The 15,240-nt window shown below is 64.3% G+C and carries 4 protein-coding genes; 1 reads left to right on the top strand and 3 read right to left on the bottom strand.

Going from position 1 to position 15,240, the window contains the following annotated elements:
- Positions 1-80: 80 nt before the first annotated feature.
- The gene (locus J2R76_RS12575; RefSeq protein ID WP_253624065.1) at positions 81-10,424 is read left to right on the top strand and encodes a DUF5801 repeats-in-toxin domain-containing protein; all 10,344 of its coding nucleotides are present in this window, start codon (positions 81-83) and stop codon (positions 10,422-10,424) included.
- A gap of 103 nt (positions 10,425-10,527) precedes the next feature.
- Here the strand turns inward: J2R76_RS12575 and J2R76_RS12570 are convergent, their stop codons facing one another.
- From J2R76_RS12570 to J2R76_RS12560, 3 genes are all read right to left on the bottom strand, one after another.
- Positions 10,528-11,538, bottom strand: coding sequence for a transglutaminase-like cysteine peptidase (locus J2R76_RS12570; protein WP_141343133.1), 1,011 nt, complete (start codon positions 11,536-11,538; stop codon positions 10,528-10,530).
- 220 nt (positions 11,539-11,758) lie between these two features.
- Entirely contained in the window at positions 11,759-13,009 is a 1,251-nt protein-coding gene (locus J2R76_RS12565; RefSeq protein ID WP_253624064.1) for an HlyD family type I secretion periplasmic adaptor subunit, read from the bottom strand.
- A 12-nt stretch (positions 13,010-13,021) separates the two neighbouring features.
- The gene (locus J2R76_RS12560; protein WP_375166492.1) at positions 13,022-15,148 is read right to left on the bottom strand and encodes a type I secretion system permease/ATPase; all 2,127 of its coding nucleotides are present in this window, start codon (positions 15,146-15,148) and stop codon (positions 13,022-13,024) included.
- Positions 15,149-15,240 lie beyond the last annotated feature (92 nt).

The raw sequence follows: 15,240 nt of genomic DNA, 5'->3' as shown, positions 1-15,240 counted from the left end.
GACCGCGGGGAGGGTTAACAATAGCCTAAAACTAAATTTTTCTACAACTTTTCCTCTAATCGCATTTTGCGGAGTTGATAATGCAGGGTTCGTTTCAGGTCGCTCAGGCAACCGGCACCGGCAATTCCACCAATTCGGCTCCCGTACGAATTTACAAGCTGACCAAGCCGCTGACCGATCAGGCGGTCGTGATCAATCTTGGATACGACCAGAAGGCGAAGGTCGACTTTTCGTCGATCGCCAATGAAAAGATCACGCTGGTTCACGTCGGCGAAAAGCTGATCATCCTGTTCGACAACCAGTCGACCGTCACGGTTGAGCCGTTCTTCGACTCCCGTGCCGATTCGCAGGGCCAATCACAAGATGGCAGCGCTCGGAACAACATCACGATCGAGATGGCGCCGGGGCGCGACGTCTCGGTCCAAGAATTCGCAGGCCTGTTTCCGATCAGCACCGACACCTCCGTGTTGCCGGCCGCCGACAATGGCGGCAACTCGAACGCCAACGCGCAGGCGAGCGGCGCGGATTTCCGCCCGTTCGCGGTCGATCCGCTCGGCCCCGTGCCCACCAATCAACTGGCGCCGCAGGAAGAGTTGCCGGGCTTCAACATCCAGCTGCCGACCGGCTTTGTTCCAACGCAAACTACGCCGGCTCCCACCATTTCCGGCGGCCTGCTGCCGGAACTGGTCGTCGACGAGAGCTTCCTGACCGCTGCGACCAACGGCGTTGCCGGCTCGGGCCTGGGCCCCGCGGGGGCAACGGTCGCGTCCGTGCAGGTCTCCTTCAACATCAACGCGCCGGGCGGCCAGCAATCGCTGACCTATGCGCTCTCCATCAGCGCACCGAACGTCGATACCGGTCTGATCGATTCGGCGACCGGCCAGCACGTGCTGCTGACGGTCAACGCCGCCGGCGTCGTGGAAGGCCGCACCGCCGCGGGTGGCGATCTCGTCTTCACGGTCGCGGTCGATGGTGCGGGCCATGTGACGCTGACGGATCTGCGTGCCGTCCATGAGGCAACGCCTGGCGACTTCAACGAGGGGATTTCGCTGGCACCCGGCCTCATCACGCTGAACGCAACGGTGACGGACAATGTCGGCCAGACCGCAAGCGCCAGCGTCGACGTCGGTCCGCATCTAACGATCCACGACGACGGTCCGGCGATCGACGTGGTCAAGAGCGCCGACACTGGCGTCGTGCTGACGACGCATGACGCGCTGACGGTCGGCGTTGCGTCTGACGCGGATGTTTCGACGGCGAACTTCGGCGGCGTGTTCTCGATCGGCAGCTCGTCCTATGGAGCGGACGGAGCGGGATCAACGGCGCTGAGCTATACGCTGGGCGTAGCGTCGACTGGCGTTGATTCGACGCTGGATAGCCACGGCGCGAGCATCTTCCTCTACAACATCGGCGGGGTCATCACCGGCTCGACGGCGCTGACGGCCGGGGCGGTGGGTGCCAGCAACACGATCTTTACGCTATCGGTGAACGGCTCCGGCGTGGTGACGCTGACGCAGTACCAGCAGATCGACCACGTCAACAACAACGACACCTCTGCACCGTATGACGACCAGTTCGCGGTGCTGGGCAGCGGCCTGGTGACGCTGACGGGATCGGCGACGATCACCGACTTCGACGGCGACAAGGCGACGTCGAGCCAGACCATCGACCTCGGCGGCAACGTGCAGTTCGCCGACGACGGTCCGGCGATCACGGTGGCGGCGACCGGCGAGGCGGGCATCACCCTGACGACGCACGACGCGCTGACGATCGGGCCGCAGAGCGACGTGGCGACCTCGACGGCCAATTTTGGCGGCGTGTTCACCATTGCGAGCTCGTCGTACGGGGCGGATGGTGCGGGCAGCACCACGGCGCTGAGCTACACGCTGTCGGTGACGACGCAGAACGAGCTGTCGGGGCTGAAGAGCCAGGGCGAGGACATCACGCTGGCCAAGGTCGGCAACGACATCATCGGCTCGACCGCGAGCCATGGAGCGATCTTCGCGATCTCGGTCGATGCCAACGGCGTGGTGACGCTGACGCAGTACCAGCAGATCGACCACGTCAACAACAACGACACCTCTGCACCGTATGACGACCAGTTTGCGGTGCTCGCCAACAACCTGGTGACGCTGACGGGATCGGCGACGATCACCGACTTCGACGGCGACAAGGCGACGTCGAGCCAGACCATCGACCTCGGCGGCAACGTGCAGTTCGCCGACGACGGTCCGGCGATCACGGTGGCGGCGACCGGCGAGGCGGGCATCACCCTGATCACGCATGACGCGCTGACGATCGGGCCGCAGAGCGACGTGGCGACCTCGACCGCCAATTTTGGCGGCGTGTTCACGATTGCGAGCTCGTCGTACGGGGCGGATGGTGCGGGCAGCACCACGGCGCTGAGCTACACGCTGGCGGTGACGGCGCAGAACGAGCTGTCGGGGCTGAAGAGCCAGGGCGAGGACATCACGCTGGCCAAGGTCGGCAACGACATCATCGGCTCGACCGCGAGCCATGGAGCGATCTTCGCGATCTCGGTCGATGCCAACGGCGTGGTGACGCTGACGCAGTACCAGCAGATCGACCACGTCAACAACAACGACACCTCTGCGCCATATGACGACCAGTTTGCGGTGCTCGCCAACAACCTGGTGACGCTGACGGGATCGGCGACGATCACCGACTTCGACGGCGACAAGGCGACGTCGAGCCAGACCATCGACCTCGGCGGCAACGTGCAGTTCGCCGACGACGGTCCGGCGATCACGGTGGCGGCGACCGGCGAGGCGGGCATCACCCTGATCACGCATGACGCGCTGACGATCGGGCCGCAGAGCGATGTGGCGACCTCGACCGCCAATTTTGGCGGCGTGTTCACGATTGCGAGCTCGTCGTACGGGGCGGATGGTGCGGGCAGCACCACGGCGCTGAGCTACACGCTGGCGGTGACGGCGCAGAACGAGCTGTCGGGGCTGAAGAGCCAGGGCGAGGACATCACGCTGGCCAAGGTCGGCAACGACATCATCGGCTCGACCGCGAGCCATGGAGCGATCTTCGCGATCTCGGTCGATGCCAACGGCGTGGTGACGCTGACGCAGTACCAGCAGATCGACCACGTCAACAACAACGACACCTCTGCACCGTATGACGACCAGTTCGCGGTGCTCGCCAACAACCTGGTGACGCTGACGGGATCGGCGACGATCACCGACTTCGACGGCGACAAGGCGACGTCGAGCCAGACCATCGACCTCGGCGGCAACGTGCAGTTCGCCGACGACGGTCCGGCGATCACGGTGGCGGCGACCGGCGAGGCGGGCATCACCCTGACGACGCACGACGCGCTGACGATCGGGCCGCAGAGCGACGTGGCGACCTCGACCGCCAATTTTGGCGGCGTGTTCACCATTGCGAGCTCGTCGTACGGGGCGGATGGTGCGGGCAGCACCACGGCGCTGAGCTACACGCTGTCGGTGACGACGCAGAACGAGCTGTCGGGGCTGAAGAGCCAGGGCGAGGACATCACGCTGGCCAAGGTCGGCAACGACATCATCGGCTCGACCGCGAGCCATGGAGCGATCTTCGCGATCTCGGTCGATGCCAACGGCGTGGTGACGCTGACGCAGTACCAGCAGATCGACCACGTCAACAACAACGACACCTCTGCGCCATATGACGACCAGTTTGCGGTGCTCGCCAACAACCTGGTGACGCTGACGGGATCGGCGACGATCACCGACTTCGACGGCGACAAGGCGACGTCGAGCCAGACCATCGACCTCGGCGGCAACGTGCAGTTCGCCGACGACGGTCCGGCGATCACGGTGGCGGCGACCGGCGAGGCGGGCATCACCCTGATCACGCATGACGCGCTGACGATCGGGCCGCAGAGCGACGTGGCGACCTCGACCGCCAATTTTGGCGGCGTGTTCACCATTGCGAGCTCGTCGTACGGGGCGGACGGCGCCGGCAGCACCACGGCGCTGAGCTACACGCTGTCGGTGACGGCGCAGAACGAGCTGTCGGGGCTGAAGAGCCAGGGCGAGGACATCACGCTGGCCAAGGTCGGCAACGACATCATCGGCTCGACCGCGAGCCATGGAGCGATCTTCGCGATCTCGGTCGATGCCAACGGCGTGGTGACGCTGACGCAGTACCAGCAGATCGACCACGTCAACAACAACGACACCTCTGCGCCATATGACGACCAGTTTGCGGTGCTCGCCAACAACCTGGTGACGCTGACGGGATCGGCGACGATCACCGACTTCGACGGCGACAAGGCGACGTCGAGCCAGACCATCGACCTCGGCGGCAACGTGCAGTTCGCCGACGACGGTCCGGCGATCACGGTGGCGGCGACCGGCGAGGCGGGCATCACCCTGATCACGCATGACGCGCTGACGATCGGGCCGCAGAGCGACGTGGCGACCTCGACCGCCAATTTTGGCGGCGTGTTCACGATTGCGAGCTCGTCGTACGGGGCGGATGGTGCGGGCAGCACCACGGCGCTGAGCTACACGCTGGCGGTGACGGCGCAGAACGAGCTGTCGGGGCTGAAGAGCCAGGGCGAGGACATCACGCTGGCCAAGGTCGGCAACGACATCATCGGCTCGACCGCGAGCCATGGAGCGATCTTCGCGATCTCGGTCGATGCCAACGGCGTGGTGACGCTGACGCAGTACCAGCAGATCGACCACGTCAACAACAACGACACCTCTGCGCCGTATGACGACCAGTTTGCGGTGCTCGCCAACAACCTGGTGACGCTGACGGGATCGGCGACGATCACCGACTTCGACGGCGACAAGGCGACGTCGAGCCAGACCATCGACCTCGGCGGCAACGTGCAGTTCGCCGACGACGGTCCGGCGATCACGGTGGCGGCGACCGGCGAGGCGGGCATCACCCTGATCACGCATGACGCGCTGACGATCGGGCCGCAGAGCGACGTGGCGACCTCGACCGCCAATTTTGGCGGCGTGTTCACCATTGCGAGCTCATCGTACGGGGCGGATGGTGCGGGCAGCACCACGGCGCTGAGCTACACGCTGGCGGTGACGACGCAGAACGAGCTGTCGGGGCTGAAGAGCCAGGGCGAGGACATCACGCTGGCCAAGGTCGGCAACGACATCATCGGCTCGACCGCGAGCCATGGAGCGATCTTCGCGATCTCGGTCGATGCCAACGGCGTGGTGACGCTGACGCAGTACCAGCAGATCGACCACGTCAACAACAACGACACCTCTGCGCCGTATGACGACCAGTTCGCGGTGCTGGGCAGCGGCCTGGTGACGCTGACGGGATCGGCGACGATCACCGACTTCGACGGCGACAAGGCGACGTCGAGCCAGACCATCGACCTCGGCGGCAACGTGCAGTTCGCCGACGACGGTCCGGCGATCACGGTGGCGGCGACCGGCGAGGCGGGCATCACCCTGACGACGCACGACGCGCTGACGATCGGGCCGCAGAGCGACGTGGCGACCTCGACCGCCAATTTTGGCGGCGTGTTCACCATTGCGAGCTCGTCGTACGGGGCGGATGGTGCGGGCAGCACCACGGCGCTGAGCTACACGCTGTCGGTGACGACGCAGAACGAGCTGTCGGGGCTGAAGAGCCAGGGCGAGGACATCACGCTGGCCAAGGTCGGCAACGACATCATCGGCTCGACCGCGAGCCATGGAGCGATCTTCGCGATCTCGGTCGATGCCAACGGCGTGGTGACGCTGACGCAGTACCAGCAGATCGACCACGTCAACAACAACGACACCTCTGCGCCGTATGACGACCAGTTCGCGGTGCTGGGCACCGGGCTGGTGACGCTGACGGGATCGGCGACGATCACCGACTTCGACGGCGACAAGGCGACGTCGAGCCAGACCATCGATCTCGGCGGCAACGTGCAGTTCGCCGACGACGGTCCGGCGATCACGGTGGCGGCGACCGGCGAGGCGGGCATCACCCTGACGACGCACGACGCGCTGACGATCGGGCCGCAGAGCGACGTGGCGACCTCGACCGCCAATTTTGGCGGCGTGTTCACCATTGCGAGCTCGTCGTACGGGGCGGACGGCGCCGGCAGCACCACGGCGCTGAGCTACACGCTGGCGGTGACGGCGCAGAACGAGCTGTCGGGGCTGAAGAGCCAGGGCGAGGACATCACGCTGGCCAAGGTCGGCAACGACATCATCGGCTCGACCGCGAGCCATGGAGCGATCTTCGCGATCTCGGTCGATGCCAACGGCGTGGTGACGCTGACGCAGTACCAGCAGATCGACCACGTCAACAACAACGACACCTCTGCGCCGTATGACGACCAGTTCGCGGTGCTGGGCACCGGGCTGGTGACGCTGACGGGATCGGCGACGATCACCGACTTCGACGGCGACAAGGCGACGTCGAGCCAGACCATCGACCTCGGCGGCAACGTGCAGTTCGCCGACGACGGTCCGGCGATCACGGTGGCGGCGACCGGCGAGGCGGGCATCACCCTGATCACGCATGACGCGCTGACGATCGGGCCGCAGAGCGACGTGGCGACCTCGACCGCCAATTTTGGCGGCGTGTTCACCATTGCGAGCTCGTCGTACGGGGCGGACGGCGCCGGCAGCACCACGGCGCTGAGCTACACGCTGGCGGTGACGACGCAGAACGAGCTGTCGGGGCTGAAGAGCCAGGGCGAGGACATCACGCTGGCCAAGGTCGGCAACGACATCATCGGCTCGACCGCGAGCCATGGAGCGATCTTCGCGATCTCGGTCGATGCCAACGGCGTGGTGACGCTGACGCAGTACCAGCAGATCGACCACGTCAACAACAACGACACCTCCGCGCCGTATGACGACCAGTTCGCGGTGCTGGGCAGCGGCCTGGTGACGCTGACGGGATCGGCGACGATCACCGACTTCGACGGCGACAAGGCGACGTCGAGCCAGACCATCGACCTCGGCGGCAACGTGCAGTTCGCCGACGACGGTCCGGCGATCACGGTGGCGGCGACCGGCGAGGCGGGCATCACCCTGATCACGCATGACGCGCTGACGATCGGGCCGCAGAGCGATGTGGCGACCTCGACCGCCAATTTTGGCGGCGTGTTCACCATTGCGAGCTCGTCGTACGGGGCGGATGGTGCGGGCAGCACCACGGCGCTGAGCTACACGCTGGCGGTGACGGCGCAGAACGAGCTGTCGGGGCTGAAGAGCCAGGGCGAGGACATCACGCTGGCCAAGGTCGGCAACGACATCATCGGCTCGACCGCGAGCCATGGAGCGATCTTCGCGATCTCGGTCGATGCCAACGGCGTGGTGACGCTGACGCAGTACCAGCAGATCGACCACGTCAACAACAACGACACCTCCGCGCCGTATGACGACCAGTTCGCGGTGCTGGGCAGCGGCCTGGTGACGCTGACGGGATCGGCGACGATCACCGACTTCGACGGCGACAAGGCGACGTCGAGCCAGACCATCGACCTCGGCGGCAACGTGCAGTTCGCCGACGACGGTCCGGCGATCACGGTGGCGGCGACCGGCGAGGCGGGCATCACCCTGATCACGCATGACGCGCTGACGATCGGGCCGCAGAGCGACGTGGCGACCTCGACCGCCAATTTTGGCGGCGTGTTCACGATTGCGAGCTCGTCGTACGGGGCGGATGGTGCGGGCAGCACCACGGCGCTGAGCTACACGCTGGCGGTGACGGCGCAGAACGAGCTGTCGGGGCTGAAGAGCCAGGGCGAGGACATCACGCTGGCCAAGGTCGGCAACGACATCATCGGCTCGACCGCGAGCCATGGAGCGATCTTCGCGATCTCGGTCGATGCCAACGGCGTGGTGACGCTGACGCAGTACCAGCAGATCGACCACGTCAACAACAACGACACCTCTGCGCCGTATGACGACCAGTTCGCGGTGCTGGGCACCGGGCTGGTGACGCTGACGGGATCGGCGACGATCACCGACTTCGACGGCGACAAGGCGACGTCGAGCCAGACCATCGATCTCGGCGGCAACGTGCAGTTCGCCGACGACGGTCCGGCGATCACGGTGGCGGCGACCGGCGAGGCGGGCATCACCCTGATCACGCATGACGCGCTGACGATCGGGCCGCAGAGCGACGTGGCGACCTCGACCGCCAATTTTGGCGGCGTGTTCACCATTGCGAGCTCGTCGTACGGGGCGGACGGCGCCGGCAGCACCACGGCGCTGAGCTACACGCTGGCGGTGACGGCGCAGAACGAGCTGTCGGGGCTGAAGAGCCAGGGCGAGGACATCACGCTGGCCAAGGTCGGCAACGACATCATCGGCTCGACCGCGAGCCATGGAGCGATCTTCGCGATCTCGGTCGATGCCAACGGCGTGGTGACGCTGACGCAGTACCAGCAGATCGACCACGTCAACAACAACGACACCTCTGCACCGTATGACGACCAGTTTGCGGTGCTCGCCAACAACCTGGTGACGCTGACGGGATCGGCGACGATCACCGACTTCGACGGCGACAAGGCGACGTCGAGCCAGACCATCGACCTCGGCGGCAACGTGCAGTTCGCCGACGACGGTCCGGCGATCACGGTGGCGGCGACCGGCGAGGCGGGCATCACCCTGATCACGCATGACGCGCTGACGATCGGGCCGCAGAGCGACGTGGCGACCTCGACCGCCAATTTTGGCGGCGTGTTCACCATTGCGAGCTCGTCGTACGGGGCGGATGGTGCGGGCAGCACCACGGCGCTGAGCTACACGCTGTCGGTGACGACGCAGAACGAGCTGTCGGGGCTGAAGAGCCAGGGCGAGGACATCACGCTGGCCAAGGTCGGCAACGACATCATCGGCTCGACCGCGAGCCATGGAGCGATCTTCGCGATCTCGGTCGATGCCAACGGCGTGGTGACGCTGACGCAGTACCAGCAGATCGACCACGTCAACAACAACGACACCTCTGCGCCATATGACGACCAGTTTGCGGTGCTCGCCAACAACCTGGTGACGCTGACGGGATCGGCGACGATCACCGACTTCGACGGCGACAAGGCGACGTCGAGCCAGACCATCGACCTCGGCGGCAACGTGCAGTTCGCCGACGACGGTCCGGCGATCACGGTCGACGATCTGTCAGTCTATCGCACAGCCGGCGTGACCATCGGCGACTATCATTTCGATGTCGGTGCAGATAGTGCCACTTTCAGTCAGTCATTCCCGCCCCAATCGCTCGTCTGGACGAACATGTCGAGCGATTACACCTTCACCTTGAAGGCTGGAACGACGGCTACCTATGACGCTCAGTTCGTCGAGAACGGAGTTACCAAGACCTATTTCGAGATCACCATCAACAATGATGGCACCTACAGTTTCAATCTGGTCGATCCAATGCCATCAACCTCGGTTGATAGCGGTGAGTTGCTCAGTGGTGTAACGGGCGGATCCAAGCTCCCATCATATACCTTTGATCCGAACTTGTTCGATGGAGCGTTTGCCCTGACGTTGACTGCTACAGATGGCGGCAGTGCCGCGACGCTTACGATTTCCTCCACTGAGCTCGGAATCAACGGCAATACCATTCAGCAGGGTGAGGTCCTGAAGCTGGACGTTCAACAGCAGCCAGGTTACGAGTCGAGCTCGTTGGAATCGATTACGTTAGGAATAGCCGCCACTGGGAGCATCGCGGTCAACGACAAGCTCAACATTACGATCCATTATACGACCGGACTAGATACAGTCTATCAAGAGACTTATAACGGGAGTGGTTCGCTCGTCATTGACGGTTTCGACCAAAATCGGACGGTGGACTATTTTACTGTACAGACGGCGAACAACTTCAACTTCAAGGTCGATGGCGTCTCGGTCGAGTATACGACCACGGTCAACCCGGCTGACAATGATCTGCAGTTCGCGCTGACCGGCAAGGATGGCGACGGCGATAGTGCGACCGCTTCGTTTGATGTCAACGTTCTGGCGGGAACCGCCGGGAATGACACCATTACGACGGGCTCTGCGGATGATCATGTGTCAGGTGGACCAGGCAACGACACAATCAACGCTGGACCAGGCAACGACATAATCATCGGTGGACCGGGCGACGATACGCTGTCCGGCGGAACCGGTGCCGACAAGTTCGTTCTCGCATCAACGGCCGCGGCTAACGGTCATGATACGATTACTGATCTGGATGCCAGCGACAGCATTATTGTCGATGTAGCGAACCTGAACTTGACGATAAACACTGCGACATTGGCGTCGTTCACGACTGTGACCGATGCCAACCAGGCAGCGTCATGGAACGGCAGTACCAATCAGTTCCTGTTCAATACGACTCACAACGAGCTCTGGTACTCGGCCAACGGCACGGCGGCGGCCGCGGTTGACCTTGCTCACATCAGCACCGGTGTTCCGGCCGCGAACGCAGTTCACGTCATGTAGGTCGCGGAACTGCAAAGCCGCTGACTCGCGCATACCGATCGCGCCAATAAGCCCTCCGAACCCCGTCGAATTTTCGACGGGGTTTGCTCTTGCCGAAGAGCGGTTACATCAGCACTGGCAGGAAGCCTAATAGAGGGCTTGCCGCGTCCGGTGAATCCAACCCGGTCCATTCCGTCTCCGCGGCATTGGCGGCCGCCGGCGCCGCGTCGAGCTCGTCGCCGAGCGGGAGGCGCTTGGCATAGGGGGCCGCAAACAGCTGCACGCCGCGGTCGTTGATCGCGAACATCGGTGTGAAGTTGCCGAGCTCGCCGTCATTAATCAGTTCGGAGCGGCGGCTGTCCAGGATCAGCCAATGGCCGTCCAGGCGCGCCGCCAGCACGGCATGATCCTGGCGGATGGCGCGATCGCGGCCCAGCACCAGGCGCAGATCCTCGCGCGGGAAGCCGGCTTCGCTGAGCGCGATGTATTTTGCGATCGCATAGTCCTCGCAGTCGCCCTTGCCGGTCGCGAAGGTGGCGAGCGGCGCAGTCCAGCGGTCGGCCTCGCCGTGCTGGGCGAAGTCGCTGACATAGCGGATCGCCTGGTTTACAGCGCGGTTGGCCTCATCCAGCCGGTCGCGTCCGGCTTTGGACTTGACCGCGTTGATCAGGCGAAGGAATTGCGCGGCCTGCGACGGGCAGGCGGTCGCGTTCTCGCGGCATTGCTCGAGAACGCTCGCCTCCTTTGCGAGATCGGATTCGAGGCCGCGCCATTTGCGCCACAGGCCGTTTTCCGGTGCGCGGAAGGTGAACAGGCCAAACGGCTCGGCCCCGACAGGCGGAAGCGGCTTTGCCGCGGGCACCGCGTCGGTCGCGGTATTTGGCGTGAGCGAGGCGGTGCGAATGGCGTTCGGACCCCGGCCGCGCTGCCGGTCGAGCTTGGCCAGGACGTCGGCGATGGTGAAGAAGGTGGCAGGCGGGCGGTTCGACGCGGCGTCCGCAGCGGGCGCGAGCTCGCCGGCGGATTTTCCGAAAGAGAGCTCGTCCGCGGCAAACGCTGATGGCGCTGCGCAAAGACCTATTGTCAGTGCAGCCGCGGCCATGACCGCCGACGAAGCAAACTTCAGCGACTTCATATGACGTCCCCAATGTCGGGGACCGTCAACGTCTGTGCGTCGATCTGCGTCCCCGCTGTTATCGGGACGCAAACTGGCGCCTTGGCCGCTTAAGCGGAGTTAAGTGGAGGGGGCCGCCACCTCGAATGTCAAAAAGGCGGTCAATCCGGGGTTTGCCGGTTCGTTCGAAATTGAACGAACCGAGGTTACGATCGGTTAACCACGGAAACCGTGGTCCCGGTCAGCGTTCGCGCAGGGCCTCGTCACGCAGCAGGCGGGCGGGCTTCACGATGTAGTCCAGCACGGATTTCTCGCCGGTCAGGACCTCGACCGTGGTCACCATGCCCGGAATGATCGGCAGCGGATGCTGCTCGGTGCCGAGATGGTTCTTATCGGTACGCACCATGACCCGGTAGAAGGTCTCCTGGCGCTCGTTCTTTTCCGCCTTGTCGTCGACGATGGTGTCGGCGCTGATGCGTTCGACCTTGCCCTTCAGCGATCCGTAGACCGAGGAATCATAGGCGCTGATTTTCACCACCGCGTCCTGGTCGGGACGGATAAACGCGATGTCCTGCGGACGAATCCGGCCTTCCACCAAGAGCGTGTCGTCCAGCGGCACGATGTCCATCAGGTTGGCGCCCGGCTGTACGACGGCACCGATGGTGCTGATGTTCAGCTTGTTGACGATGCCGTGGACCGGCGCCTTCAGATCCGTGCGGCGCACGCGGTCCTGGGCGGACTTGATATTCTCGTCAAGCACGGCGAGGTCGGCCCGCGATTTGGCCAGATCCTCGTCGGCCTGTGAGCGGAACGACGCGGTGATGTTCGCGATCTTCGATTGCGCTTCGGCCAGCTGTCCCTTCATCTCGGTTGCCTGCCGGTCAAGCCGCAGCATCTCGATCTCGGGCACGACCTTCTGCTCATATAGCCTGCGCGTCAGGGTCTGCTCGCGCTCGAGGAGCTTAAGGGAGCCGGAGAGGCGCGTGACCTGCTGGTTGAGCACGTCGATGTCCTGCGCGACCTTCTGCCCCCGCATCTTGAACACGCTGGTCTCGGTCGCGACGGCGGCGGGAACCATCTTGTCGAGGTCGTCCGGGAAGGTGATCTCGGCTCGGCCGCGCGCCTCGGCGTCGAGGCGGGCCACCCGCGCCGCCATCGCCGCGCGGCGCTCGCGGATTTCGCCGAACTCGGAAGCGAATTTCGTATCATCGATGCGCATCAGGGACTGGCCCTGCTGAACGATGTCGCCTTCCCGGATCAGGATGTCACCGACGATCCCGCCCTCGAGCGATTGAACCACCTGCATTTGCCGCGACGGCACGACGCGGCCGCTGCCGCGCTTGACCTCGTCCAGCACGGCAAAATGAGCCCAGATCAAGAACGTCGCAAGCAGCGCGCAGGAGGTCCACAGCAGCATGCGGGAGGTGCGCGGCGTGCGCAGCAGCGCCGCGGACCGGATGTCATTTGCAAATGCAAAATCGGAAGACGCCATAATATTCGCTCGTTATGCAGATTTCGGCTGGATCGTATTCTCGGGTGCCGGCGCCGTGGACGCGGGCTTGCCCTGAAGCAGGGCGAGCACCTTGTCGCGCGGGCCGTCGGCGACCAGGCGGCCGTTGTCGAACAGCAGCAGCCGATCGACCATGTTCAGCAATGACAGACGGTGGGTCGAAATGATGATGGTCATGCGTTCGTCACGCAGTCCCTTGAGACGTTCAAGGAATTCCTGCTCGCTGCGAATATCGAAGTGCGCGGTCGGCTCGTCGAGAAACAGCACGCGAGGCTTGCGGATCAGAACGCGCGCGAGCCCGATGGCCTGCTTCTGGCCGCCCGACAGGCTGCGGCCGCCTTCCGAGATGGGCATGTCATAGCCCATCGGGTGGCCGGCGATGAAGCTTTCGACGCCGGAGATTCGCGCGGCAAGCAGGATCTCCTCGTCGGTCGCTTCCGGTTTGCCAAGGGCGATGTTGTCGCGCAGCTTGCCGAAGAACAGGTCGGTATCCTGCATCGCAAAGCCGATGCCGGCGCGCAGGTCCGAGGGATCGTATTGGCGCGAGTCGACGCCATCGACCAGGATGCGGCCTTCCTTCGGCTCGTAAAATCCGAGCAGCAGCCTGCCGACCGTGGTCTTGCCCGATCCCACCCTGCCGATGATGCCGACCCTTTCTCCGCCCTCGATCTTGAAGCTGACCTTTTCGAGCGCGTTACCCGCTGCGTTGGGGTAGGCGAACGACACGTTCTCGAAGGCGACCTTGCCGTCATCGATCCGTCTTGCGACATAGGACCGGGTCGGCGAGCGTTCTCGCTCGATCGACATGATGCGGTCGATCGCCTTGAGGGCCGATAGCGTCTGCGTTCCCTTGGTGATGACGGAGGCGATCCCGGCGATCGGCGCCAGAATGCGCCCGGCGAGCATGTTTGCGGCGACCAGCGCGCCGACGCTCAGCTTGCCGTCGAGGATCAGGAAAATGCCGACGATGACGAGAAGCAGGCTCGTGATCTGCTGGGCCGTGCTCGCGCTCGTCAGCGACATCGACGACCAGAAGTGGACGTCCTCGCCCGATCGGGCGGTCGCGGCAACCGAGCGTTCCCACAGGGTCTGCATGCGGGCCTCGGCGCCGGTCGCACGAACGGTTTCGAGACCGGACAGCGACTCGACCAGCACGCCGTGCCGGGCGGCCGACTCGGCCTGCAGGCGCTTGATGGCGCGATCGAGCGGGCGCTGCAGCAAGAAGCCGATCAGCATCACCAGCGGCAGCATGATCAGCGGGATCCAGGCCAGCGGTCCGGCGATGAGGAACAGCACCCCAACGAAGAGGATGGCGAACAGCAGGTCAGTCGCCGAAACCACGCTTCCGGAGGTGAAGAACTCGCGCACCGAGTCGAAGTCGCGGAGCTGATTGGCCAGGATGCCAACCGAAGTCGGCCGCTGCGCCATCTTCACCGACATCACATGCTCGAAGATGTTTGCGGCCAGCACGACGTCGATGGTCTTGCCGGTCACGTCGATCATGCGGCTGCGAACCATGCGGAAGATGAAATCGAACACGATGCCGAGCCCCATGCCGATCGAGAGTGCGATCAGGGAGGGGATCGCCCCGTTGGGGATGACGCGGTCATAGACGCTCATCGTGAACAGCGGCGTCGCCAGCGCGAGGATGTTGGTCAGAAAGGCCGCGATCGCGATGTGCCCGTAGCTCCGCCAATGCGTCTTCACCACCGACCAGAACCAGTGGTTCTTGGGAATGTCGCCTGCGGCGACAACGCGCGCATCGGCCTGCGGCGCGCTTCTTACCATGAACGCATAGCCGGTATAGTCCGCGGCGAGCGAGGCGATGTCGGCGACGCGCGGGCTGTTCGGCGTCGCCGGATCAACGACCTTGATCGTCTTGTTTGCCGGGTCCACACCCAGAAGGATCAGCGCGGAGCCGTTCTTCATAACGAGGACGGCCGGCAGGACCAGCGCGGGAATGTCTGAAATGTCGCGCTTGACGGCCTCGGTCTCCAGACCGGCGCGTCTCGCCGCGCGGTCGTAGAGCGAAACGGATAAGCGTCCGTCCGTGATCGGAAGTCCGCCGAGGAGGGCTTCGCGGCTTACCGCGCGGCCGTGATGGGCGGCGAGATAAGTCAACGACGCGGTGAGGGGATCGTCGCCTAATGCACGTGGCCTGTTTGTCGCGGCAGGCTTTGAAATTGAGTCATCCGGCGAGGGGCGGACGGCGT

This window comes from Bradyrhizobium sp. USDA 4532 (assembly GCF_024171315.1).
Taxonomy (GTDB): domain Bacteria; phylum Pseudomonadota; class Alphaproteobacteria; order Rhizobiales; family Xanthobacteraceae; genus Bradyrhizobium; species Bradyrhizobium australafricanum.
The sequence above is the reverse complement of the archived record's forward strand: the minus strand, read 5'-3'. Positions and strand labels throughout refer to the sequence as shown.